The sequence below is a fragment of the Phyllobacterium sp. SL163 genome, from assembly GCF_049896885.1.
Taxonomy (GTDB): Bacteria; Pseudomonadota; Alphaproteobacteria; order Rhizobiales; family Rhizobiaceae; genus Phyllobacterium; species Phyllobacterium calauticae.
In genome coordinates this window covers 431862-456580 of record NZ_JAFCVE010000002.1, presented here as the reverse complement: position 1 = coordinate 456580, position 24719 = coordinate 431862, and the positions used below count along the sequence as shown (strand labels likewise).

General features: G+C 58.8%; 18 protein-coding genes. 8 read left to right on the top strand and 10 right to left on the bottom strand.

What is annotated here, in order from left to right:
* The first annotated feature begins 414 nt into the window (after positions 1–414).
* Positions 415–942 carry a GcrA family cell cycle regulator gene (locus ACP7B1_RS05780; protein WP_346307646.1) on the top strand — a complete coding sequence of 176 codons (528 nt, stop codon included), beginning with the start codon at positions 415–417 and terminating at the stop codon, positions 940–942.
* 54 nt (positions 943–996) lie between these two features.
* Here the strand turns inward: ACP7B1_RS05780 and phoR are convergent, their stop codons facing one another.
* A complete protein-coding gene (gene phoR / locus ACP7B1_RS05775; protein ID WP_346307645.1) occupies positions 997–2274 on the bottom strand; it encodes a phosphate regulon sensor histidine kinase PhoR in 1278 nt (425 codons plus the stop codon).
* Between the two features lie 162 nt (positions 2275–2436).
* Here phoR and ppk2 point away from each other — a divergent pair, with 162 nt between their 5' ends.
* Complete coding sequence (gene ppk2 / locus ACP7B1_RS05770; RefSeq protein ID WP_426136797.1) at positions 2437–3279, top strand: polyphosphate kinase 2; 843 nt, start codon at positions 2437–2439, stop codon at positions 3277–3279.
* Here the strand turns inward: ppk2 and ACP7B1_RS05765 are convergent.
* Positions 3248–5092, bottom strand: a complete 1845-nt coding sequence (locus ACP7B1_RS05765) for a glycosyltransferase (RefSeq protein ID WP_346307643.1) — start codon at positions 5090–5092, stop codon at positions 3248–3250. The two genes, ppk2 and ACP7B1_RS05765, sit on opposite strands and share 32 nt — an antisense overlap.
* A 367-nt stretch (positions 5093–5459) precedes the next feature.
* Here ACP7B1_RS05765 and ACP7B1_RS05760 point away from each other — a divergent pair, with 367 nt between their 5' ends.
* The 3 genes from ACP7B1_RS05760 to ACP7B1_RS05750 all read left to right on the top strand — a co-directional run bounded on the left by ACP7B1_RS05760 (position 5460) and on the right by ACP7B1_RS05750 (position 8434).
* A complete protein-coding gene (locus ACP7B1_RS05760; protein ID WP_346306007.1) occupies positions 5460–6248 on the top strand; it encodes a transporter substrate-binding domain-containing protein in 789 nt (262 codons plus the stop codon).
* 106 nt (positions 6249–6354) lie between these two features.
* Positions 6355–8013, top strand: a complete 1659-nt coding sequence (locus ACP7B1_RS05755) for a lysine--tRNA ligase (RefSeq protein WP_346306004.1) — start codon at positions 6355–6357, stop codon at positions 8011–8013.
* A 37-nt stretch (positions 8014–8050) separates the two neighbouring features.
* On the top strand, positions 8051–8434 hold the full coding sequence (locus ACP7B1_RS05750) for a VOC family protein (protein ID WP_223611893.1): 384 nt from the start codon (positions 8051–8053) through the stop codon (positions 8432–8434).
* A 14-nt stretch (positions 8435–8448) separates the two neighbouring features.
* Here ACP7B1_RS05750 and ACP7B1_RS05745 read toward each other — a convergent pair whose 3' ends face one another.
* The 6 genes from ACP7B1_RS05745 to ACP7B1_RS05720 all read right to left on the bottom strand — a co-directional run bounded on the left by ACP7B1_RS05745 (position 8449) and on the right by ACP7B1_RS05720 (position 16775).
* Positions 8449–9336 (bottom strand): thermonuclease family protein, encoded by an 888-nt coding sequence (locus ACP7B1_RS05745; RefSeq protein ID WP_346306005.1) that lies wholly within the window; start codon positions 9334–9336, stop codon positions 8449–8451.
* A gap of 16 nt (positions 9337–9352) precedes the next feature.
* The gene (locus ACP7B1_RS05740) at positions 9353–9997 is read right to left on the bottom strand and encodes a helix-turn-helix transcriptional regulator (protein WP_346306006.1); all 645 of its coding nucleotides are present in this window, start codon (positions 9995–9997) and stop codon (positions 9353–9355) included.
* A gap of 277 nt (positions 9998–10274) precedes the next feature.
* Positions 10275–12497, bottom strand: a complete 2223-nt coding sequence (locus tag ACP7B1_RS05735) for a 3-hydroxyacyl-CoA dehydrogenase NAD-binding domain-containing protein (RefSeq protein ID WP_346305625.1) — start codon at positions 12495–12497, stop codon at positions 10275–10277.
* Positions 12498–12510: 13 nt separating this feature from the next.
* Positions 12511–13719 (bottom strand): acetyl-CoA C-acetyltransferase, encoded by a 1209-nt coding sequence (locus ACP7B1_RS05730; protein WP_346305624.1) that lies wholly within the window; start codon positions 13717–13719, stop codon positions 12511–12513.
* A gap of 26 nt (positions 13720–13745) precedes the next feature.
* Entirely contained in the window at positions 13746–14918 is a 1173-nt protein-coding gene (locus ACP7B1_RS05725) for an acyl-CoA dehydrogenase family protein (protein ID WP_223611901.1), read from the bottom strand.
* Positions 14919–14981: 63 nt separating this feature from the next.
* A complete protein-coding gene (locus ACP7B1_RS05720; protein WP_346305623.1) occupies positions 14982–16775 on the bottom strand; it encodes an acyl-CoA dehydrogenase C-terminal domain-containing protein in 1794 nt (597 codons plus the stop codon).
* Between the two features lie 535 nt (positions 16776–17310).
* Here ACP7B1_RS05720 and ACP7B1_RS05715 point away from each other — a divergent pair.
* The 3 genes from ACP7B1_RS05715 (at position 17311) to ACP7B1_RS05705 (ending at position 22690) form a co-directional block, all read left to right on the top strand.
* A complete protein-coding gene (locus ACP7B1_RS05715) occupies positions 17311–20760 on the top strand; it encodes an SEL1-like repeat protein (RefSeq protein ID WP_346305622.1) in 3450 nt (1149 codons plus the stop codon).
* Positions 20761–20951: 191 nt separating this feature from the next.
* The gene (locus tag ACP7B1_RS05710; RefSeq protein WP_223611906.1) at positions 20952–21905 is read left to right on the top strand and encodes a sulfite exporter TauE/SafE family protein; all 954 of its coding nucleotides are present in this window, start codon (positions 20952–20954) and stop codon (positions 21903–21905) included.
* Positions 21902–22690, top strand: coding sequence for a TIGR02186 family protein (locus tag ACP7B1_RS05705; protein ID WP_226904557.1), 789 nt, complete (start codon positions 21902–21904; stop codon positions 22688–22690). The genes ACP7B1_RS05710 and ACP7B1_RS05705 overlap by 4 nt, the downstream gene beginning before the upstream one ends.
* Here ACP7B1_RS05705 and ACP7B1_RS05700 read toward each other — a convergent pair whose 3' ends face one another.
* Positions 22691–23602, bottom strand: coding sequence for a methyltransferase domain-containing protein (locus ACP7B1_RS05700; protein ID WP_346305621.1), 912 nt, complete (start codon positions 23600–23602; stop codon positions 22691–22693).
* A gap of 6 nt (positions 23603–23608) precedes the next feature.
* Entirely contained in the window at positions 23609–24655 is a 1047-nt protein-coding gene (locus ACP7B1_RS05695) for a hypothetical protein (RefSeq protein WP_426136691.1), read from the bottom strand.
* Between the last annotated feature and the right edge of the window lie 64 nt (positions 24656–24719).

Here is a 24719-nt window from a genome sequence, read left to right as displayed (position 1 = left end):
CAAAAAGCCGCCCACAAGGGCGGCCTGACGCTGGTAATATCATCATTCAATCCGCAATTGTCAAATGAACACTTCAAAAACATAGCCGCGACAGTGCGTCCGCGCGAAGCGGCCTTTCCATAAGGTTTTCAAATCTGTAGCCAAGCAACCATACGAAAAGCGACGGGATTTGCGAGAAATGTCATTTATGCCGCGTTTTCACGTGCAAGTTGGGGAAAACCCAAAAAAGCAAGCCGCTTCCCACGCCCGACTCTTGTCACAGAGTCATCGCATATTGTAGCTTGAGAAACGGAATAGCTAGATTTCGTGCGGCGGACCTCGTCACCTGGATAGATATAGTATCTGCAATCTGGAGCAATCCAGATGTGAGGGAAGGATTCAGCCTAGAGTCCGCACAATACGGAGCCAAGGAAGATGAACTGGACAGATGAGCGCGTAGAACAGCTGAAGAAGCTTTGGGCCGAAGGTCTGAGCGCAAGCCAGATCGCAGCACAGCTGGGTGGCGTCAGCCGCAATGCGGTCATCGGCAAGGTGCACCGCCTGAAACTGTCAGGCCGCGGCAAGACCACATCGACCCAGACACGCAGCAAGAAAGTCAACACGACCGCTTCAGCCGGACATCGCAGCAGCGTCAGCACGTCGGCGCAGATGACGAGCCGCGTTGTGACCAAGAGCATTGGCGCAACAGCGCTGCAGCAGGAATATTTTGTCGACACGGTTACGCAGACCGTGATGAAGCCCTCGACGGATGTGGTGGTGCCGATCTCGCGGCGCCTTGAGCTGGTGCAGCTCAGTGAGCGCACCTGCAAGTGGCCGATGGGCGATCCGTTGCAGCCTGATTTTCACTTCTGCGGAAATGATGTCGGCGAAGGCGGTCCGTACTGCACCTATCATGCCCGCCTGGCCTATCAGCCGGCGTCCGATCGCCGCCGCGCCCGGTAATCGGCAAGGCACATAGATAGGGAAAGGCGCCGTCAGGCGCCTTTTTTGTTGGCGTCAAGCCTTGGCTTTCTGCGGGCCGAAGGCAACCGTGAACGATGAGCCTTCGCCAACGCGGGAGCGAACGACAAGCCGGGCCCGGTGCCGCGTCAGGATGTGCTTGACGATTGCCAGACCGAGGCCAGTGCCTTTCTGGGCCCGGCTCGTCTCGATATTGACGCGATAAAAGCGCTCGGTCAGCCGCGGTATATGTTCTTCCGGTATGCCAGGGCCAAAATCCTGAATAGTGGCTTTGATCCCCTCGCCATTGTTTTTGAGCTCGACAACCACCTTCTTGCCGGACTGGCCGTATTTGCAGGCGTTCTCCAGAAGATTCTGGAAAACCTGCGTCAGTTCATCCCGATCGCCGAGGACCATGACCGGTCCGGGATCAATGTGGCGCTCGATTTCAATGTCGAGGTTCGTGGCGAGCGGGCGAAGAGTGTCCACCACATGATTGAGAACGATAGTCAGGTCCACCTGGTCCTTCACCGCGATATGGGCCTTCATTTCGATGCGCGACAGGGACAGAAGATCATCGATGAGCCGTGCCATGCGCTCAGCCTGTTTCTGCATGATCTCCAGAAAATTGTCGCGGGCAACGGCGTCGTTGCGCGCCGGACCGCGCAGCGTTTCAATGAAACCGCTGAGTGAAGCCAGTGGCGTGCGCAATTCATGGCTGGCATTGGCGATGAAGTCCGAGCGCATGCGCTCCAGACGATGCGCCTCGGTCAGATCGCGGAATGACAGGAGATACTGGCGGTCGGAACCGCCCTGATCCAGACGCAGCACTGTGGCGCGATACCAGCGTTCAACCGGAACGCGTTCGGAATAATCAATCGACCCGGCCTGCGCATCCGACATGACCGACTGGACCAGCGTCTGCATCTCCGGTGCGCGGAAATGCAGGAGCAGCGTACCGCCGCGCGCCAGAGGCCCGAAAGCGCCGTTGGCCGCCGGATTGACGTAAAGAATTGTCCCTTCGTGATCAAAGATGATCAGCGGATCGGGCAATTGCGCCGCAAGCTGCTGACCGGACAGGCGGAAGACCGCCGGATCGCTGACCGGCTGCGCACGGTTGGTGTCGTCGCTGCGCGGAATGCTTGCCGACAAGGCGACCACGCCCAGAAGCAGGAGCATCAGAATGGCAAAGCTCAGCCACCAGGACGCACCGGAATTCAGAACGAGCGCGGTGAGAAAGGCAGCGGCACCAAGAATATAGCGCGCGCGAATGATCCGCTGCATCGCCCTTTGCCGCAAACCGCGGCTTTCCTGCCCTGAACCGAATATGCTCATGCGTTCAACTCCCTGCCCTGCCATGCTTGTCATCGACACTGGACGCCACAACGCTGTCCCAATAACATGGCTTCATGTCAATTGAGGGAGACTGTCTTGGCCAAAAATTCGAAAGAGAAATCCGACCAGCCGCATGTCGGTAAGACAACGCTTAAACTCAGGATCGACGGGAAGAAGCGGAGTTTCGATATCGACGATGCCAAACTGCCGGACTGGATTGACGACGGCGCCCTTGCGTCCGGTGACTTTCCCTACACGGATAAAATGAACAGGGCCGAATACGAAAAAACACTTGAGCAGCTGCAGATTGAACTGGTCAAAATGCAGAGCTGGCTGCAGGAAACCGGCGGCCGCGTGATAACCGTCTTCGAAGGGCGCGATGCCGCCGGCAAGGGCGGAACGATCTTTACCTTGCGCCAGTACATGAATCCCCGCAATGCGCGCAACGTTGCCCTGCCCAAGCCCACGGAAACCGAAGGCGGCCAATGGTACTATCAGCGCTACGTCTCGCATTTTCCGACAAAGGGCGAATTCGTCACGTTTGACCGCTCCTGGTACAATCGCGCTGGTGTTGAACCCGTCATGGGTTTCTGTACGCCGGAACAGCATGAATCGTTCCTCGAGGAAACACCCGGCTTCGAACGCATGATCGTTGCCGATGGTATCTTCTTCTTCAAATTCTGGCTCAATATCGGCCAGATCATGCAGCTGAAACGTTTTCACGATCGACGCCACAGCCCGTTGAAGAACTGGAAGTTCTCGCCGATGGATATTGCCGGTGCCGAAAAGTGGGATGACTACACCGACGCCCGGAACGAAATGATGGCCCGGACCCATACGGCCCATGCGCCATGGACCGTCGTGCGCTCCAATGATAAGCGCCGTGCACGCATCGCCGTTATCCGCCGGGTTTTGCTGAGCTTGCCCTACAAGGGCCGGGATGTCGGGGTGATCGGCAATGAAGACGCTCTGATCATTGGGTCCGGTCCGGGGTTTCTTGAGTAGATTGTGCGGGCCGATGCGGCGTTTTCTCCCATAGGAAAGGCCGCGTGTTCAACTGCCCCAAAGCGCGCCATGCCGCAAGGGACATGAGCAACCAGTAGAGCGGTATCCATGGCAGGATCCTGCCGGGCATCCCCTTGCCCGCCAGCGCGCGCTGCCCCAGCCGGTGGAACGAGAGATACCCCATCACGATATTGATGAGATCGATGCAGAGAATATCCCGATGCCGGGCAAAGACATCGCTTCCGGAAAGCCAGCACAAGGTGACCGAGAGCATAAACAGCAGCGTGACGGGATAAAGCAGGGATGAAACGATCATCCCCACCGCCAGAAGGTGATAGACGACGAAGCGCAGAATGCCCAACTGGACGAGCAGGGTAAATGGCTGGCGCATCTGCACAAGCCACGTCTGCATCCAGCCCTTGAACCAGCGCGTTCGCTGGCGAAACCAGATGCCGATTTCAGTCGGCGCATCTTCGATCGTCGCGCGTTCGATCATATCCGTCCGATACCCCAGGCGCGCCAAACGGGTTCCGAGCTCCGCGTCCTCCGTGACGTTGTGCGGATCCCAGCCTCCGATGGCGGTCAGGCAATCGGAACGAAAATGATTGGAGCTGCCGCCGAGGGGCAAGACCAGCCCGCGATGCGCAAGCCACGGCAGGAAGCTCTGGAAGTGCGCCGCATATTCGAAGGCGAACAAACGTGCCACAAGACTTTCATGGGCATTGGCGACCTTCAACGGAGCCTGGAGGCAGCCGAGCTTTTCATCGGCGCGCTGGAACCGTTGAAAGGCTTCCAGCAGCTGGTCTGGGTGGGGGCGATCCTCTGCATCGTAAACCACGACAAACGCTCCCCTCGACAGCAAGAGCCCGTAATTGAGCGCCTTTGGCTTCGTCCGCGGGCCATATCCGGATACGGAAATGATATCGAAGGACTGAGGCAGACCCTGGCGCCTCAATGCGGCGAGTGTCGCTGCGTCATCCCCTTCGCAGAGGAAGAGAACCTGAAGCTTTGATCGCGGCCAGTTCAACGCCAGCATGGCTCTGACGAGCTGCGGAACAATGTCTGCTTCCTGATACAGTGCGATCATAACCGTGTAGATCGGAAGCTCTGCAGGATTTATCGCCAGCAGGGGTAACGGATTGTCGCCGCGCGCATTTTTGCATGCCACCAACCGCAGCAGGACACAGGCAAGAAAGAACAGCGAGAAGATGACATGCGCACCCTTCCAGCTCAGCTGCTGCTTCTCAAAAGCGTCCAGCAGCAGACAGCTTGCCAATATGCCGATCAGGATGCCCTGCTGACCTGTCAGGACAGTTTTGGCCGAGTATTCGCAGCGGGAGTCTTCGATCATTCTTGCGGCTCTATCGGCAAGCAGATGCTGATGCCCGGCCCTGAGAAGCGCGCGCACCCCTGAGGGCGTGGTCACGCTCAAGCGGCCAGCCAGCTCTTTGCGGCTCGACAGATAGCCTTTGACAACAGCAATGTCGGCGATTGTCGGCGCAATATAGGTCAATGCATTGCTGTCGTGATTGAGCGTCGTCGCAATGCGTGCGTGCGGCAGAATGGTGATATCCGGGCTCGATCGCAGAAAAATACCGGTTGTTTGCGGTGCCGCTTCAAAAGCCAGTCCCGTTATGTCGGCGATACATTGGCCGATCAGCGCATCTTTGCCGCGAACGCTGGCATAGAGTTCGTCAATAAAGGACGTGTTGCCGGCAATGGAATCCCTGAAGGCCCGTACGATCAGGATTTTCGCCAATCCGGCGCGGTAGAGACGCGCGGCCAGAGCCACTTCGATGTCTCGATGCAGCATCTTCCCTCTACCGAGAGCCTGATCTTTGAATATTATCGACCGTCAAGGCGCGTGTTTTCTGTAGAGGGAACGCCAACAGCATGAACTCAACTCACAATTCAAAATTGAAAATAAAATTCGGAACAATTTATAGCGTTATAAGCGAAGAATAATATTGTCAGGCCTCTTTATACCAATGGCAATTCTTCATAAGTCGAAGAACGGCATCTATTGCAGCCCATCACTCCATGAGGCGGTGCAGGACGGCCATCAAACCTGTCATGTCAGGATCACCCATGCTACTCTTCGGGCAAATCACATGGGCTTCTCAAATCGAATGCATATCCGCACAATCGCTTTTTGCACGGCAGTTTTCCTTGGGGCAGGATTGTCTCAAATCAGTGCAGCATCGGATTTCCCGCACTATTGGGATGGCCGGGAACATGTTGCCAAGCCCAATCTTTCGACGGTCGAACGCATCCGGTTTGTGACCACTGTGGATTACCCTCCGTTCAATTTCATCGATGCCAGCGGACGGATATCCGGCTTCAACATCGACCTGGTGCGGGCCATCTGCAGCGAATTGAATGTGACTGCGATTTGCCAGATCGAAGCGCGTCCATGGAATGAACTTCAGCAGACCGTGGAAAACGGCGAAGCCGAGGCCATTATCGCCGGATTGAAGCCCACGGCGCAATTGCGTGAAAAGTTTGCATTCACCGCGCCCTACATGCGGCTGCCTGCCCGTTTCGTCACCCTGAAGGAAACGACGCTGGAGGAACCTCTGGCGGATAAGCTCGACAAGAAAGTGGTTGGCGTCGTGGACGGGTCGGTGCATCAGGCGATTTTCACCGATTACTTCCCCAGGGACAGATGGGTCGGCTATCCCACACGCGCGTTGATGCTGAAGGATTTGCGCGACAAGAAAATCGATGCGGTTTTTGGCGACGGATCCGACCTGTCGTTCTGGATCGGCAGCCCGGAAGCGCAGAATTGCTGCACATTTTCCGGCGGCCCGTATATCGCACCACAGTTTCTGGGCGACGGCATGATGATTGCCACAACCACGAAGAACACCGATCTCGTCGATGCCTTCAATTTTGCATTGAAATCCATGGAGGAAAAGGGCACGACCTCCGAACTCTATCTACGGTACTTCCCCGTCGATTTTTATTGAAACCGCATGCAAAAGCCTTGTGTGACGCCGTGGCAATTGACGCGGCGAAGCTGCCGCCATAGTGTCCGCGCGCTTCACCACATGGCAGGAAAACAGGAAACCAAGAATGACTTCGCGCCCAAACACCCAAATCGAACTGACCCCCGAGCTGATCGCGGCGGCAGCAGAGGCCAAAGCATGGCCCTTCGAAGAGGCGCAGAAGATCATCAAACGCTATGAAAAGTCCGGCTATCCCGACTCGATCCTGTTCGAGACAGGATACGGCCCGTCCGGCCTGCCGCATATCGGCACGTTCGGCGAAGTCGCGCGCACGTCGATGGTCCGCCACGCCTTTCGTGTCCTGACGAAGGACAGTGTCAAGACAAAGATCCTTTGCTTCTCGGACGACATGGACGGATTGCGCAAGGTTCCGGACAATGTGCCGAACCGGGAGATGATGGCTTCGCATCTGGGCAAGCCGCTCAGCCGCATTCCCGACCCGTTCTCCAACGAGTATCCATCGTTCGGTGCGGCCAACAATGCGCGGCTGCGGGCGTTTCTCGACCGTTTCGGTTTCGACTACGAGTTTGCCTCGGCAACGGACTATTACGCTTCCGGCCGGTTTGACGAGACATTGCTCAAGATGCTGGCGGCCTATGATGATGTCATGAACATCATCCTGCCAACCCTGGGTGAGGAACGCCGGGCAACCTATTCGCCGTTTCTGCCGATCAGCCCGCGCACCGGCGTTGTCCTGCAGGTCCCGATGATCGCCCGCAATGTGCAGAAGGGCACCATCACTTATGAAGACCCCGATACCGGCGAACACGTCGAAACGGAAGTAACCGGCGGCAAGGTCAAGTGCCAGTGGAAGGCTGACTGGGCCATGCGCTGGACCGCCCTTGGCGTTGACTACGAGATGGCCGGCAAGGATCTCATCGACTCCGTGACCCTGTCGTCCAAGATCTGCCGCGCCATTGGCGGCAGGGCGCCCGAAGGCTTCAATTACGAGCTCTTCCTCGATGACAAGGGGCAGAAGATTTCCAAGTCGAAGGGCAATGGCCTGACCATCGATGACTGGTTGACCTACGCGCCGACCGAAAGTCTGGCACTTTACATGTTCCAGAAGCCGAAGACGGCGAAGAAGCTGTATTTCGACGTGATCCCGAAGGCCGTGGACGAGTATTTCACCTTCCTGTCCGCCTATCAGCGGCAGGAATGGAAGGAGCGCCTCGGCAATCCGGTCTGGCATCAGCATTACGGCAATCCGCCCGTGCTCGACATGCCGGTGCCCTTTGCCATGCTGCTCAACCTCGTCAGCGCGTCGAATGCCGAAAATGCCGATGTTCTCTGGGGGTTCATCTCCCGCTATGCGCCCGGCGTGACGCAGGAAAACAATCCGAAGCTGAACGAGCTCGTCACCTATGCGATCCGTTACTTCAACGATTTCGTCAAGCCGACCAAGAAGTTCCGCCCCGCGGACGACGTTGAGCTTGCGGCGTTGAAGGGTATCGATGCGCAGCTTGCCACCTTGCCGGCGAATGCGGATGGCAATGCCATCCAGAACGCCATGCTGGACGTTGCCCGTGGCATCGAACGCTATCAGGATCACACGAAGAAAAGCCCGGAAGGCGGCCCCGGCGTATCGGTGTCGTTCTTCCAGATGCTCTATGAAGTGCTGATCGGACAGGAACGCGGGCCGCGGTTCGGTTCCTTCGTCGCGCTTTACGGCATCGCCGAAACGCGGGCCCTCATTAAAAAGGCGTTGATGGGCCAACTGGCATAGTTGCTCCATATCTGGAGCCAAATCGAGGGAGGACGGAATGATTGACCATATCGGAGTGAATGTCAGCAATTTCGACGAGAGCAAAAAGTTCTACCAGAAAGCCCTTGCGGCCATTGGCTATGAATTGATCCTCGAGTTCCCGGCATCCGTAACCGGGAGTGCCGACGTTGCCGGCTTTGGCGAAGGCGGCAAGCCCGATTTCTGGATCGCCAGCGGCATTGCGAACAATCCACCGGCGCATGTTGCATTTCGCGTCAACACGCGCGCACTCGTCGATGCCTTTCATAAGGCAGCACTGGAAGCTGGCGGCAACGACAATGGCCAGCCAGGGCTGCGCCCCCATTACCATCCGGACTATTATGGCGCCTTCGTGCGTGATCCGGACAACCACAATATCGAGGCCGTCTGCCACGAAGGCTGACACCTCAAGGCTTTCTACTGCGGCTTTGGCGGGAACGGCGCATCCGGAGCGGGTACAGCCAGCGGTGCCGGCTGTGGTTCTGCCGATGGCAGCGGCAGCTCGCCAGCGGCAACGGGAGATGGCAAGTCGCTGGCGGCGGGAAGCGATGGCGGCGGGCTGCCGAAAATACCGCGTTTTGCCTCCTCAGCCTTCTTCATATTATCGGCCAGAGGCGATCCGTCACTGGCTCTCGCCCAGCCATTGTCAACAAGCCATGCGGCCAGATCGGTCGTACCAAGCTTGCACTGGGTGGAAACGAGCGCTTCCGGAGGAAGGTCGGGCACATTGCATTCTATGGCGCGCGAACGCAGCCAGTTGCGAAAGGCAGTGCGCGCCGCCGTGCCGCATGGCCATGACGTGCCGCCATCGACAGCGCATGTTTCTTCCGGCGGCACGACATTGATCCCCTCGATGGCGATCCTGTAGCCTGAGACATCCACGGTTCCCGCGGCCGTCGCTACCGGGCGGTAAAGCAGTTTGGGCCGTGCCGTCGTATCGACAGGCACAGGAGGCGGAGGGGGTGCAGGGGGTGTCGCATGCCCCATGTCACTCAAGGGTTGGCGTGGTTCGATACGCTGCAACGGCCCGGATTCCTTGCCGGTCATCGAAAATCCATCCGGATCGACCTGCCGTGCGGCAGTGGCGGTTTGTGCCGGAGGTGGTGCAGATTGCGGCGGTTGCGGCGGTGTGTCCGGTGCGGCCTCACCTGTATCAGCCGGTACCTGAAAATTTTCGGGGGCAATCGTCACGTCCTGCCCGCTTACACCTGCTGCTGGCAGCCCGATATAGAACGGGGAGATAAAGACATAGGCCAGACAGAGTCCGACCAGAATGGTCAGAACGTAAAGCGGTATCCGGCGCATGGGAAATGGCTCCCTGTTATTGGCTGGCCCACAGGATTCGGGCAATCCAGTCGATATGAACCGCATCGAACGTCCGGTTGGCATGCTCCGGATTCATCGATTGCAGTTCAATGGTGCGCGGGGTCTGGCGCGTCAGAATCTTCGCCATGACCTCACCTTCCTTCGTGCGGACCACGACGCGGTCGCCGCGGCGCACCGGAGCGCCAGGAGCGACAATGATCGTATCGCCGTCGCGATAAAGCGGCAGCATGGAATCCCCTGAAACCTCCAGCGCATAGACCGCTTCCCCGGAACCAACGGGAAACTCAACCACATCCCAGCCCTGGCCGACCGGGAATCCCCCATCGTCGAAGAAGCCGCCGGCGCCCGCCTGGGCAAACCCCAGAAGCGGCACGGACCGCATGGCACCCATGCCGGCCCTTGTACCCTTGCCGCCGACAACCAGCGTCATGAATTCATCGAGCGAAGCGCCTGTCGCTTCCATGATCTTGGCCAGCGACTCCGTCGAGGGCCAGCGGGCACGACCGTCGACCGCATAGCGCTTGGATTTATTGAAGGTCGTGGGATCAAGCCCGGCGCGCTTCGCCAACCCCGAAACGGACAGCGAATGACGTTCTGCCAGCGCATCGATGGCCGCCCAGATACGGTCATGTGAGAACATGGGACTCTTCCAGATAAAGGAAAAAATACCTTCACTAAAGTTTTAGGAGGGAATTGGGGAAAAGTCGAGATAAAACGCGGAAAACTTTCTTATATTGCGAGAGGACTTGTGCGTGGTTCGACAAGCTCACCATGAGGGAGGGAGAGGATTGCAGGGAGCACTATTCTGCAACGTTTGCGATTAGCCTTGCAGCCAAATCACTCCCCTCATGGTGAGCTTGTCGAACCACGCACCAACTGCAATGAGGGGATCAGCGAGTGATCCCCTCATATCCCAGTCAGGCCGCCTTTTTCTTCTTGGCTTCAACCGGATAGGGATTGAAGCGCTCATAGAAGGTGTCGCCCTTCTCGGCCATGTCGAGCAACAGCTTCGGCGCCTTGAACTGGGCACCGTATTTGCGCTGCAGGCCCTTGGCGATTTCCACGAACTTCGCCGCGCCGATACCGTCGATATAGGACAACGTTCCGCCCGTATAAGGTGCAAAGCCGAACGCCAGGATCGAGCCGACATCCGCTTCGCGCGGATCGGTGACAATCCCCTCTTCCATGACCCGGGCCGCTTCCAGCGCGATGGTGAAGAGGAAACGCTGCTTGAGCACGTCCACATCGATCTTGTCGGCGTCCTGCTGCGGATAGAGTGTCTTCAACTCTGGCCACAGATGCTTCTTGGCCGGCTTGGCCGGATAGTCATAGAAGCCCTTGCCGTTCTTGCGGCCACGGCGGTCGTACTTGTCGACAAGCGTGTTGACCAGTTCCACATGCCGCGGATCGACGGCCTTCGGCCCGAGATCGGCAAGCGTCGCCTTGAGGATTTTCTGCGACAGATCGATGGCCGTCTCGTCATTGAGCGCGAGAGGACCGACCGGCATGCCTGCCATGCGGGCGACATTCTCGATCATTGCAGGCGGAACGCCTTCAACGAGCATGTTGTAGGCTTCCGACATGTAGCGCAGGACGCAGCGATTGACATAGAAACCGCGTGTATCGTTGACGACGATTGGCGTCTTCTTGATCGCACGCACGTAATCCAGCGCGACAGCCAGCGCCTTTTCCGACGTCTTCTTGCCGAGGATAACCTCGACCAGCATCATCTTGTCGACGGGCGAGAAGAAATGGATGCCGATGAAATTCTTCGGACGCACTGATACCTTGGCAAGGCCGGTGATCGGCAGGGTCGAGGTATTGGAGGCAAACACGGCCGCAGGCTTCAGCACGGCTTCCGCCTGCTCCGTTGCCTTGCGCTTGACATCGCGGTCTTCGAACACGGCTTCGATCACAAGGTCGGCACCGTCAAGCTCGGCATATTGCGTAGTGGCGGTGATCAGGCCAAGGAGCTTTTCCTTGTCTTCTGCCGTCGCCTTGCCACGCTGGATATCCTTGGTGATCAGCTCAGCCGTATGCGCCTTGCCCTTGTCGGCGGCTTCCTGCGTCTGATCGATCAGCACAACGGGAATCCCTGCCTTGGCTGTGACAAAGGCAATACCTGCTCCCATGAAACCAGCACCGATGACACCGACCTTCTTGAACTTGGTCGGCTTGACGTCGGCCGGGCGGCGCGCACCCTTGTTCAGTTCCTGCAGGGAAACGAACAGCGATCGGATCATCATACCCGCTTCCGTGCTCTGCAGGATGTTGGTGAAGTAGCGCTGCTCAATCTTCAGACCGGTATCGAAGGGCACGAGGAGGCCTTCATAGACGGATTTCAGGATCGCTGCGGCACCGGGATAATTGCCATAGGTTTCGCGGCGCAGGATAGCTGTCGCAGCCGGCCAGAGATTGGCACCCGCTGCCGAATAGATCGCACCACCGGGGAGCTTGAAACCCTTTTCATCCCATGGCTGGACTGGCTTCAAACCGGCCTTGATCATCTTCTTGGCGGTTTCGACGAGCTTCTTTGCCGGCGCGATTTCATGCACGAGGCCCATGGCCTTGGCACGCGCGGCAGTCAGGCTGGAGCCCGTCGTCATCATCTGCAGGGCATCCTGCTGGTTGGTCAGGCGCGGAACGCGCTGTGTGCCGCCGGCACCCGGGAAAATGCCGACCTTCACCTCAGGCAGGGCCATCTTCACCGATGGATCATCGGAGACAACGCGGCCATGGCAGGCCAGCGACATTTCAAATGCGCCGCCCATGCAGGTGCCGTTGATGGCCGAAACCCATGGCTTGCCCGATGTTTCGAGCTTGCGGAACAGGCCGCCCATCTTGCCGGTGTTTTCGAACAGGAGTTCGACGGCTTTCTTGGGGTCTTTGGCCTTTTCCTCCTGGAACAGCTGGAACATGCGCTTGAGCATGGTCAGGTCCGCGCCGCCGGAGAAGGTATCCTTGCCGGATGTGATGACCGCACCCTTGATCGCCTCGTCCTTGGCAACGCGGTCGACGATGGCGTCGAGTTCCTTCATCACCTCTTCGGTGAAGACATTCATCGACTTGTCGGGCATATCCCAGGTGACTAGCGCAATGCCGTCCGCGTCGACGTCGAATTTGAAGTTTGTATAGCTCATCTTCTGCTCTCCCTCAGACGCGTTCGATAATCGTTGCGGTGCCCATGCCGGCACCAATGCACAGTGTGACCAAAGCCACATTCAGGTCACGGCGTTCCAGCTCATCAAGCACCGTACCGAGGATCATCGCACCGGTTGCCCCGAGTGGATGGCCCATGGCGATGGCGCCACCATTCACGTTGATCTTGTCGCGCGGAATGTTGAAGGCCTGCATGTAGCGCAGCACAACAGCCGCAAAGGCTTCGTTCAGTTCGAACAGGTCGATATCCGAAATCTTCATCTTGGCGCGCTTCAGCAGCTTTTCCGTCACATCGACCGGACCGGTCAGCATCAAGGCCGGATCGGAACCGATATTGGCAAAGGCGCGGATGCGGGCGCGCGGCTTGGTGCTAAGCGCCTTGCCGGCACTTTTCGAGCCGAGCAGGACACCGGCGGCACCGTCAACAATGCCGGATGAATTACCAGCATGGTGAACGTGATTGATGGTTTCAACTTCTGGGTGCGCCTGGATGCCAACGGCATTGAAGCCGCCCATTTCACCCGGCATCACGAAGGATGGATTGAGCGACGCCAGCGCCTGCATGTCCGTTGTCGGACGCATGTGTTCATCATGGTCAAGGATGGTCAGGCCGTTCTGGTCCTTGATGCTGAGAACGGAATTCTTGAAGTAGCCCTTCTTCCAGGCTTCCCCGGCGCGCTTCTGGCTTTCAACGGCATAGGCGTCGACGTCATCGCGGGTAAAGCCATACTTGGTGGCGATCAGATCGGCCGATACACCCTGCGGCATGAAATAGCCGGGAAGGCCCACCGACGGGTCCATGTACCAGGCACCGCCGGACATGCCCATGCCAACGCGCGACATGGATTCCACGCCGCCGGCGATGACGATATCATCGGCACCCTGCACGATCTTGGCGGCGGCAAAATTCACCGCGTCGAGGCCAGAGGCACAGAAGCGCGAAATCTGCATGCCGGGCGCCTTGAAATCATATCCGGCCTCAAATGCCGACGAGCGCGGAATGACAGCGCCGGCTTCACCGACGGGATCAACGCAACCATAAATGATGTCATCAACCAATCCCGTGTCGAGACCATTGCGGTCGCGCAGCGCTTCCAGCACCTTGGCGCCGAGACGGACGGCAGGCACTTCATGCAGGCTGCCATCCTTCTTGCCCTTGCCGCGCGGCGTGCGGACGTGGTCATAAATATATGCTTCGGCCATTTCATTCTCCCTTTTCGAACCGCACCTCAGAGGCTGCGGGCGATCAAAAGCTTCATGATTTCATTGGTTCCGCCATAGATCCGCTGGACGCGGGCATCGCGGAACATACGTGCGATCGGGTATTCGTTCATATAACCGTAGCCGCCATGCAGTTGCAGGCATTCGTCAACGATCTTGTTCTGCAGGTCGCTCAACCAGTATTTTGCCATGGAGGCAGTGACCGGATCGAGCCCGCCATTGACGTGGCGTTCCACGCAGTGATTGTAGAAGACGCGGCCGATGGTGGCTTCCGTCTTCATCTCAGCCAGTTTGAACTGGGTGTTCTGGAAGTCGATGACCGCCTTGCCGAAGGCCTTGCGTTCCTTGACATAGTCCGAGGTAATCGCGATGGCGCGCTCGGCCATGGCAATCGCCGTGCCGCCGATCTGCAGACGCTCCTGCGGCAGTTGCTGCATCAGCTGGACAAAGCCCTGGCCTTCTTCGGTTCCGAGCAGGTTCGCTGTGGGCACGCGGACATTGTTGAAGAACAATTCCGAGGTATCGTTCGATTTCAGCCCGACCTTGTCGAGGTTGCGGCCGCGCTCGAATCCTTCCTGTCCGTCCGTCTCGACCACAATGAGCGATGTGCCCTTGGCGCCCTGCGACGGGTCCGTCTTGGTCACGACGACAACCAGATTGGCGAGCTGACCATTGGTGATGAAGGTCTTCGATCCGTTGATGACGTATTGATTGCCGTCCTTCTTGGCGCTTGTCTTCACGCCCTGAAGGTCGGAACCGGCACCCGGCTCCGTCATGGCGATGGCGCCGATCAGTTCGCCGGTCGCCATCTTCGGCAGCCACTTCTTCTTCTGCTCTTCCGAACCATAATGCAGAATATAGGGAGCAACGATTGAATTGTGCAGGGCTATGCCGAAGCCATCGACACCAACATGGCTGATGGCTTCCAGGATGGCGCTTTCATGGGCATAGGTACCGCCGGCACCGCCATATTCTTCCGGCATGGAGGCGCACAGAAGCCCGTTCTCGCCGGCAAGCTCCCAGATGGAACGGTCAAAGATTTCCTGCTTTTCAAAACGGTCGTAGTGCGGCAGAACCTCCGCTTCGAGAAACTTCGAAGCCATATCCTGCAGCATCACCACATCGTCAGTCTTCCAGTCGGGTTTTGGTACGCCCAACACGTCTTCCGGCCGAATAGACATCTCTAACCTCCCTAGAAATCACCTTTCGCTGCATATGGGAGCCTCCGCTCCCTTTTGCATCAATCAGAATGCCTCCGCCGTCAGCGTCATCATCGTGTCCGCACCGGTCTGGATGCGGGCGAGATGCGCCGATGTTTCCGGCATGACGCGTTCCATGAAGAATTTCCCGGTGACGAGCTTGGTCTCGTAGAAATCCTTCTTCTCGGCACCTTCCGCCAGTTTTGCATGGGATGCCTTGGCAATCTGCGCCCACATGTAGCCAAGCGACACCAGACCGAAGAGATGCATGTAATCGGTCGATGCTGCCCCGGCATTGTCCGGGTTCGCCATACCATTCTGCATCAGCCACATCGAAGCGGCCTGCAGGTCATTGAGACCTTTCTTCAGATGCTTGGTGAAGAAGGCGAGGTTTTCATCGCCGCGGTTCTCCTCGCAGAAATCACCGACCTCCTTGAAAAACGCCATGACGGCGCGGCCGCCATTGGCGCCAAGCTTGCGGCCGACGAGATCGAGCGCCTGAACGCCATTGGCACCTTCATAGATCATGGCAATGCGCGCATCGCGCACATACTGGCTCATACCGTGTTCTTCGATGTAGCCGTGACCGCCATAGACCTGCTGTGCCATGACCGCGTGCTCAAAGCCCTTGTCCGTGAGGACACCCTTGAGAACCGGGGTCATCAGGCCGAGAATGTCGTCGGCAATCTGCTTGTCACCCTCGTCATCGGAACGATGCGCGACATCCGACTTGAGCGCGGACCACAGGATGAAGGCGCGGCCGGCTTCATTGAACGACTTGATCGTCATCAGAATGCGGCGGATATCCGGATGCACGATCAGCGGATCGGCTTTCTTGTCCGGCGCCTTCGGCCCGGTCAACGCACGGCCCTGGAGACGCTCGCGCGCATATTCCACCGCGTTCTGGTAAGCGATTTCCCCGATGGACAGGCCCTGCAGGGCAACGCCGAGACGCGCCTCGTTCATCATCGTGAACATGGCGCGCAGACCCTTGTTCTCGCCGCCGATGAGGTAGCCTGTGGCTTCGTCATAGTTCATCACGCAGGTCGAATTGGCGTGGATGCCCATCTTCTCTTCAATCGAGCCGCAGGACACGCCATTGCGGGTACCGGCATTGCCGCTGTCGTCGAGATTGAACTTCGGCACGATGAACAGGGAAATACCTTTCACGCCTTCCGGCGCACCCTCGATACGGGCAAGCACCAGATGGATGATGTTTTCCGACATGTCATGCTCACCGGCGGAGATGAAAATCTTCTGGCCGGAAATCTTGTAGGAGCCATCGCCATTGGGCGCGGCCTTGGTGCGCAGCAGGCCGAGATCGGTGCCGCAGTGCGGCTCGGTGAGGTTCATGGTGCCGGTCCAGGTGCCATCGACCATTTTCGGCAGATAGGTCTGCTTCTGGTCGTCAGTGCCATGCGTCAGAATCGCGGCAATCGCGCCCTGCGTCAGGCCGGGATACATCACCAGTGCCATATTGGCCGAGGACATGTATTCGCCAACGGCAACATGCAGCGCATAGGGAAGACCTTGACCGCCGAATTCCGCCGGTATGGCCAGGCTCATCCAGCCGCCTTCGCGGTACTGATCGAAAGCGGCCTTGAAGCCTTTGGGCGTGGTGACCGTGCCGTCCGCATGACGCACGCAGCCTTCATGATCACCCGACTGGTTGATCGGAAACAGCGTGTTTTCGGCCAGCTTGGCGCCTTCGCTCAGGATTGCCGCAACGATATCGGGCGATGCATCGGCGAAACCTGGCAGGTTGTTGTAGCGTTCATAGCCCAGGACATCATTGAGAATGAAAAGCGTGTCTTCAACGGGCGCGCGATAACTCGGCATCAGTTTCCTCCAAAACATAAACGAGCAAAACGGCCCGGAGACTTCGGTGCCGTCGGATTTTCCATCTCTTTAACAAATTTTGACGTTTCCGTAAACGTCAAAATTTTGTGAAGTTTTGCTCCTGTGGATCGATCTTTCTGAATGGGATGCCCTGTTCAACGAGACGATAGCGATGAGAGATGGATTCCAGCGATTTCGGCTGGTGCCGCGTCTATGAATTACAATGCCAGCGTATCACATTTTTAACGCTTCCGGCCCATCTCTTAACCAGTTGTTTACCACGTTTCGCCAATGTCACGGTGTCGGTAAACCGTGTCTATGAGTGATTTGTTTTTCACGGCTTGTCGGACCGCATGGGGCAAACGGTCCCGGCTTTCCGGATTGGCAATGTGCAGAACGCATTCTTGAGCTTCGGAAGACCGAGACCAGACAAAGCCAGAATGGCAGGCGACCATCGCCAGCGCTTCCGGCCGTGCCCCGTGGAACAGAATTAACCCGCCGGATCACTGGCGTAAACACGGCAAAGCAGGCGTCCATGACGAACCAAAGGTCACTACTGGAACAGGTCAATGTGAACCGGTCACGCCGCGAGACCACATCGCTCGACAGTATCAACCGCACGCTCGAAGCGCTGGAAAGCCAGCTGCGCGAGACGATGGAGCCGGATTATTCGGATTTCGACCAGGACCAGACGGATATTGCCGACCGCTTCGCCGCACTGGCTTCCCGCGCCGGCGCGGCATCGGCGCCGAGACACAAGCCATCCGACGACCTGCCGTCCTTTGCCAGCAAGCCCCACAATGGCAAGCACGATCTTTCGGCCATTGCTGCCCGCATCAAGCAGTTGCGCGAAGAAATGCGCGACGATGCCCGTGCACCGGCCCGGCATCATGCTGAACCGCACACGGAAACCTTGCAGCGCCTGCACCAGTCAACTGCAAGCCGCAATCTGGACGACAGGTCCGGTCGCGCGGACAATGGTCATCTGTCGATGCTGCGCGGCGATCTTGATGAATTGAAGCGCACCGTTACAACACTCGCCCGCGAAGAATCGGTCAAAAGCCTGAACAATCGCTGGGATGCGATGGACGAACGCTTCGACGCCTTCCGTCAGGATCATCCGCTGGGCGGGCGGCTCGACCAGATCCGCCAGGCGGTGGATGTATTGCCGCAATCGATTCCGCTGAAGAAGGTCGAAGACAAGCTCAAGACACTGGCAAGCGCCGTGGAGCAGATGTCGCGCACGGGAACATCAGGCGTGAATGGCGACTTCATGCGCCAGATGGACGAGCGGCTCGATGAAATCAGCCGCGCCATCGTGGCAACGGCCCGCCCTGCCCAGGCAAATCACATCGACACCGATGCCTTCGAGCGCCTTGAAGCACGCATCGCAACCCTGAGCAGCAAGGTCGAAGCGGTTGCCTATGACCGCACCTCGGACACGATCCTGCAGCGCATGGGCGAACTGGCCGAGCGCGTTGATCATCTGGGAGCGATGCGCGCAACACCAACCATCAATCTTGACGCGCTGTCCGAACAGCTGTCGTCCGTCACCCGTCATCTGGAGAATACACCGGCCTCCATCAGCATTACCGATTTCCGCGATCTGGAAGACCGGGTCCTGCACATCATCCATCGTCTGGAAACAGCGCCCCAGCAGGCACCGGCCGCCGATCCGGCATTCATGCACCAGATCGACCAGCGCTTCGAAGAGCTGACCCGCCGCCTCGATGACCATCACATGATGGCCGAGCACAGCGACATCCGGCTGACCGACAATCTCGAAGCCCGCTTTGACGATATGGCGCGCTATATCGCCCAGAACGTGCCGCAGGTCGATGGTTCGAACGATGCCATCCGCAATCTCGAGTTGCAGATTGCCGGTCTTGCCGAGCATCTCTCGCATTCCAACGATCGTTATGCGGAATTTGCGGCCATCCCGCCGCGTCTCGACGCCATCGAGGAATCGATGGCCATGAACCGCGACTTCGTCGTGGAAGCTGCACGCCAGGCGGCATCGGAAGCCATCCGCAATTCGGCCAATTTCAGTAACGCCCATGACGGCGTCATCGCCCGCGAGCTCGCCGACGATCTGAAAACGCTGGAAAGCCTTGCCCGCAAGTCGGAAGACCGCAATTCCAAGACTTTCGAGGCCATTCATGACACGCTTTTGAAGATCGTTGACCGCCTTGGCTCCCTGGAGAATGGCGCTGTCGCCGGATCGCATGTCACGGCGGCCGCCAAAACCAAGACCGTGGTCGATGCCTATGAGGCACCATACCGCGACGCCGAGACCGCTTTTGAAGCCCCGGTTTTTTCCAAGCTGGATGATGTTCCGGCGCACATGACAATGGCCGCAGACGACGCTGACCAGCTGGAACAGGCGGCTCGGGCGCGCAAATCCCTGCTGGGCAACCTGACCCGTGGCATGAAATCCCGCAGCAAACAGGAACAGGCGCATCGGGAGCCAACCATCGAGACAATCGGCAGCGATGAAAAGATCGACGACAAGGTCGATCTTGACGCCGAAATTCTCAACCGGCCGCTTGAACCCGGCTCGGGCATGCCGGATCTCAACTCCATCCTCAAGCGCGTGCGTGACGAACGCCGCGAGATGAACCTTGGCGGCGATACGGGCATTGGCAAGGCAGATTTCATTGCCGCAGCCCGCCGCGCCGCGCAGGCAGCGGCAGCGGAAGTCGAAAGCCAGACACGCGGTTCCAGCCGCAGGGATAGCGCGGAGGGCAAGAAGGGCAGTCTGCTGGCCCGCCAACGCAAGCCCATTCTCCTTGCCATCGGCGCCATCATGATTGCGATCGCCGGCCTGCAACTCAAGAACGCCTTCTTCAGCGGCCCCGCAGCGGTGAACGGCGATACCGGTTCCGTCGCTGCGCCGATGATACCGACAGCCGAACCCAAGGCGCAGGTTGCCGCATCGGCAGCTCCTGCAGCACCGGCACCGTCCGCTCCTGCCCCCGCGCCGCAAACTGCCGCCGCAAGCACCCCGAACGAGGAGCAAACCGCTGCGCCTGCACCAACCCAGGAAACCGTGGGCAGCCTGATTGCCGCCCAGTCTTCCGGAACGGATGTCCCGGCATCGGCGAAGGTCGATACGAGCGTGAGCCAGATTCCTGCCATCCCGGTCGAAGCAGGCCCGGAACCGCTGCGCGAAGCGGCGGCCAGCGGCAATACCAAGGCTGTGTTTGAAATCGGCGACCGCTACATGGAAGGCCGGGGCGTCCAGAGTGATTACGCCAAGGCCGCCGAATGGTACACGCTTGCCGCCGACAAGGGCTTCGCACCTGCACAATACCGATTGGGGAATTTTGCCGAAAAGGGTCTCGGCGTTCCGCGCGACCTTGCCAAGGCAAAGACCTATTACCAACTGGCCGCCGAACAGGGCAATGCCAGCGCGATGCACAATCTGGCCGTGCTGTTCGCAGCCGGAGCGAATGGCGCGCCGGACAATGAATCCGCGGTCATGTGGTTTACCAAGGCGGCCGAACTCGGCGTGAAGGACAGCCAGTTCAACCTCGCCATCCTGTCTGCCAAAGGCATGGGGATGCGGCAGGATCTGGAAGAAAGCTACAAATGGTTTGCGCTTGCCGCCAATGCCGGTGACAAGGATGCCGGCCAGAAGCGCGACGAAGTGGCAAAGGCCATGACCTCCGATCAGCTGACCCGGGCCCGCGAAGCCACCGCGCTGTGGAAGCCAAAACAGATGAATCCGGAAAGCAATGCCTTGAGCGTGCCGGAGGAATGGCGCGAGAGCCCGACCACCACCGGTTCGATCAACATGGAAAAAGCCGTCCGCAACATTCAGCTGATCCTCAACAAGAATGGCTATGACGCCGGCGGCTCGGACGGCAAGATGGGCACGAAAACCCGCGATGCCATCATGGCGTTCCAGAAGAGCAACGGCTTGAAGCCGACGGGCAATATCGACAAGGATCTGGTCAAGCGGCTGCTCGAAAAGAACACCTGAACCGGCCAAGGCGACTGTTGCGACACATGGGTTCGTGTTTGGGGCAACACGTTGACGCCCCAGCAGTCATTGTTTGACTTGGCGCGCGGCTGAGGGCAAGAAACTTTAACGCATTCTGTGTCAGCCTGCGCGCAGAATGCATTAAAGAATTTCTGTCATCATGGTGTGCGAACAATCGCCATAACGCCGTGATGGGTTCGGGGTCTGAATTGGGAATCTACCTGCCAATAGCCGAGATTTCGGTCAATATCTTCGTGCTGTTCGGCATGGGGGCAGCGGTTGGATTCCTGTCGGGCATGTTCGGCGTCGGCGGCGGATTTCTCATCACGCCGCTGCTGATCTTCTACAACATCCCGCCCGCCGTTGCCGTTGCCACCGGCGCAAACCAGGTCATTGCCTCATCCTTCACCGGTGCGCTGTCGCATTTCAAGCGCGGCACGCTCGACGTCAAGCTGGGAACGCTGCTTGTCATCGGCGGCGTGGTGGGCGCAGGCGTCGGCATTTACGTCTTTGTCCTGCTGCGCGAACTCGGTCAGCTCGACCTGATCGTGTCGCTGCTCTACGTGATCTTCCTGAGCACGATCGGCGGGCTGATGCTGCTGGAAAGCGTCAGGTCCATGCGCCGGACAAGGGCCGGCCAGCTTGCCAGTCTCAAGAAACCGGGACAGCACAATTGGGTGCACCGGCTGCCCTTCAAGATGCGGTTTCGCGCCTCGAAGATCTATGTGAGCATCATCCCGATCCTGGCGCTGGGCGCGGCCATCGGCTTCCTCTCCTCGATCATGGGCGTCGGCGGCGGTTTCATCATGGTCCCCGCCATGATCTACCTTCTCAAAGTGCCGACCAATGTGGTTATCGGCACATCGCTCTACCAGATCGTTTTCGTAACGGCTTTCACCACCGTCATGCAGGCGACGACCAACCAGTCGGTCGATATCGTGCTGGCCTTTCTGCTGATGAGCGGCGGCGTTATCGGCGCGCAGTACGGCACCCGCATCGGGCAAAAACTGCGCGGCGAACAATTGCGTGCGCTGCTGGCCACGCTGGTTCTGGCCGTGGGCCTGCGCCTTGCCATCGAGCTTTTTGTCACCCCCGACGATCTCTATTCGATCGCCATCGCGCTTGCCGCGCCGGGGGCGTCATGAGAATTCTGGCAACCGCCCTTCTTCTCATCCTGGCGTCGCTATCCGCGGCCATGGCACAGCAGTTGCCGGGGAACAAGGAAACGATCGAGATTGGCCTGTCGACCGATACCATCGCCATCACTTCGGGCTTTCGCGGCACGGACCTGACCGTCTTCGGCGCGCTCGACAATGCCGACCCGCTGATCCAGCGGCAGGGCCGTTATGATATCGTCGTGATCCTGCAGGGGCCCGAACGCGATTTCGTCGTGCGCCGCAAGGACCGGTTTTTCGGCGTCTGGATCAATGCGGAATCGGTGTCGTTCCAGCACATTCCGGCATCCTATTCCCTGGCCTCGACGCGGAACCTTCAGGACATCGCCGTTCCCAAGACGTTTGCCCAATTGTCACTCGGCGTGAACAATATCTTTTACGAGCCCATGCCCGACGGCTTCGGCTCCAGCGCATCGCTGCGGGAATTCACCAAGGAGTTGCCACGGCTGAAGCTCAAGCAGAACCTGTACAGCCAGCGTCCGGGTGACGTGCAGTTCCTGTCATCGACCCTGTTCCGCGCAACACTGTCCCTGCCTGCCAATGTGCCGGTGGGCAAGCATCAGGCGCGGGCCTTTCTGTTCCGCAATGGCGAATTCCTGCGCGAAAGCTCGACCAGTCTCAATATCGTGAAAGCCGGGCTGGAATACCGCATCTACAAGGCGGCGCACGAGAACAGCCTGCTCTACGGTCTGTTTGCCGTGTTCCTGGCCGTGATTACCGGCTGGATGGGCCGCCTGATGTTCCGGAAAGACTGATCAGGCGCGCCCGGCAACGACGATCAGCCCCTGCAGGGGCTCACCGCGGTCAAAGCGGATCGCCTCGCGCTCGATCGTTGCCGGGGCAAGGCCATGTTCGGCCAGGAGGCGGCGGACATAGTCTTCCGAATGGGTATAGCGCAGCGAGGATTGCAGGATCAGTTCGCCATCATCGGCATGGGTTTCCACCGAAAAGGCAAACAGCCCGTTGGGGCCGAGCGCGTGGACAAGACGCGCGAAGGCTCTGTCGAGATCGCCGACATAGACAAACACATCCGCCGCGATAATGAGATCAGCCGAGCCTGCGGGATAATCGAGTTCGTTGACATCGCCTTTGAAGAGGCGGTCATAGACGTGTTTCTCCTCGGCCTTCTGCAGCATGGCTTCGGAGAGGTCCATGCCTGCCATATGGTCTACATCTGCCCGGAAATAGTCGCCCATCAGGCCCGTGCCGCAGCCGACATCGAGCATGGACAGATAGTGTCTTCCGGGCGCTGCCGCCTTGATGGCCTTGGCCAGCAGTTCCGGCACGCGATAGTGCAGCTTGTCCAGAAGCGCCGCCTCGAAGGTCGGGGCATAGGCATCGAACAGGGTCTCGACATAGGCCGTCGGCGGATTGTCCGGCACCACCGCATAGCCCGAGGCCGCCAGTTTCAGCGTCGCACCGAAGCGGTCGTCGGGATCGAGTTCCAGCAGGCGCCGCCACGTTTCGGCTGCGGCGTCCTCATCACCCGCGGCTTCCTCCATTTCGCCCAAGCGATACAGTCCGGCGGTCCATTCCGGCGTGATGTCCAGCGCCTGCCGCATCAGATCGGCGGCGGCCACGTGATCACCGGATTCGAACAGCATATCGGCATAGGAAGCGCGGCGGTCCGCAATCAGATCACCCGAGGACAGGAACGCCCGTGCCATGCTGGTTCAGTTCGCAACCAGCACGCGGATGGAAAAGATATCGATCGCTTTCCCCGTGCGCGCAATGTCCGAGTTGATCTTGATGATACCGCCCGCACCCGGCTTCTTGCCCTCCGGGAATTGCAGTTCGAACAGATACTCGTTGCTCGCATCGGTCACGTCGTAACGCTTGCGTCCACAATCGCCGAGGGCACCGAAATCGCAGCTAACCGCCATCTGCGTCGCGGAACCGTCCTCGGCCTTGGCGATGATATCGAAGATGGCATGTTTGCCCGCCAGTTGCTGCAGAACGCCCTGCCCGACCTGGAAGCTGATATCGTCGTTCTCGCCCGGCGACTTGATGCGCACGAATTTCTGCAGATTGTCGCCGGCGACGCTGGCGGTCGCCCGGCCCGCCATCGAAACGCGGGTCATGTCAGACGGGTCGAAAATCGAGATCCAGTTGCCATCCGCGGCAAGCTGTCCGCCCTTCATCGGCTCATGGCTGCCAACGGCAGGACCAGCACTCGACGAAGGCGGTGTGCTGCCCGATGGCTTCGAATTGATCAGACCCGATGCAACAAGCCAGAGAAGGCCGATGGCTACCAGCAGGATCACCACCATGATGACGAATTTCTTCAGGCCACGCGCCTTCTGGCGTTCGCGGGTCTTCTTGACACGCGGCTGGTTGTAGGCGGGCCGGTAATTATCGGCACGGCTATTGTCCGTCGGGCCAAGGTCGGAATCCAGCGATCCGCCCATGGAGGGTTCGACGCGGCCGGATGTTGTCTGCCTGGATTGCGCGGGGCCCACCGACATGGAAGGCTCGCGCCGTTCCGCGACGGGTTCCGGCGCAACACGCGAAGAGTCGCGCGATTCACCCTCTATGCGTGTGATCGTGGCCTTCAGATGCTCCCGGCGCTCTTCACGCTCAGCCTCATCCAGCGCACCGTTGGCGATCAGCGAACGCTCATGCGCGGTCCAGGCTGATTCGTAAATTTTCTGACGAACGGCAGGGTTGCTCACATCCGCTTTGGCGAAAGCATTTCGGATGGCTTGTTCAATCGCTTCCAACTCGACGATTTCCCCTTCAAAGCAGCTCGTATGACCCGGCTAGGCATAGACGATTTGACTGCTT

Coding starts and splice junctions, on each gene's coding strand:
- ACP7B1_RS05780 (WP_346307646.1), top strand. CDS start 415: ATGAACTGGACAGATGAGCGCGTAGAACAGCTGAAGAAGCTTTGGGCC.
- phoR (WP_346307645.1), bottom strand. CDS start 2,274: ATGAGCATATTCGGTTCAGGGCAGGAAAGCCGCGGTTTGCGGCAAAGG.
- ACP7B1_RS05765 (WP_346307643.1), bottom strand. CDS start 5,092: ATGCTGCATCGAGACATCGAAGTGGCTCTGGCCGCGCGTCTCTACCGC.
- ACP7B1_RS05755 (WP_346306004.1), top strand. CDS start 6,355: ATGACTTCGCGCCCAAACACCCAAATCGAACTGACCCCCGAGCTGATC.
- ACP7B1_RS05750 (WP_223611893.1), top strand. CDS start 8,051: ATGATTGACCATATCGGAGTGAATGTCAGCAATTTCGACGAGAGCAAA.
- ACP7B1_RS05745 (WP_346306005.1), bottom strand. CDS start 9,336: ATGCGCCGGATACCGCTTTACGTTCTGACCATTCTGGTCGGACTCTGT.
- ACP7B1_RS05740 (WP_346306006.1), bottom strand. CDS start 9,997: ATGTTCTCACATGACCGTATCTGGGCGGCCATCGATGCGCTGGCAGAA.
- ACP7B1_RS05735 (WP_346305625.1), bottom strand. CDS start 12,497: ATGAGCTATACAAACTTCAAATTCGACGTCGACGCGGACGGCATTGCG.
- ACP7B1_RS05730 (WP_346305624.1), bottom strand. CDS start 13,719: ATGGCCGAAGCATATATTTATGACCACGTCCGCACGCCGCGCGGCAAG.
- ACP7B1_RS05725 (WP_223611901.1), bottom strand. CDS start 14,918: ATGTCTATTCGGCCGGAAGACGTGTTGGGCGTACCAAAACCCGACTGG.
- ACP7B1_RS05720 (WP_346305623.1), bottom strand. CDS start 16,775: ATGCCGAGTTATCGCGCGCCCGTTGAAGACACGCTTTTCATTCTCAAT.
- ACP7B1_RS05715 (WP_346305622.1), top strand. CDS start 17,311: ATGACGAACCAAAGGTCACTACTGGAACAGGTCAATGTGAACCGGTCA.
- ACP7B1_RS05710 (WP_223611906.1), top strand. CDS start 20,952: ATGGGTTCGGGGTCTGAATTGGGAATCTACCTGCCAATAGCCGAGATT.
- ACP7B1_RS05705 (WP_226904557.1), top strand. CDS start 21,902: ATGAGAATTCTGGCAACCGCCCTTCTTCTCATCCTGGCGTCGCTATCC.
- ACP7B1_RS05700 (WP_346305621.1), bottom strand. CDS start 23,602: ATGGCACGGGCGTTCCTGTCCTCGGGTGATCTGATTGCGGACCGCCGC.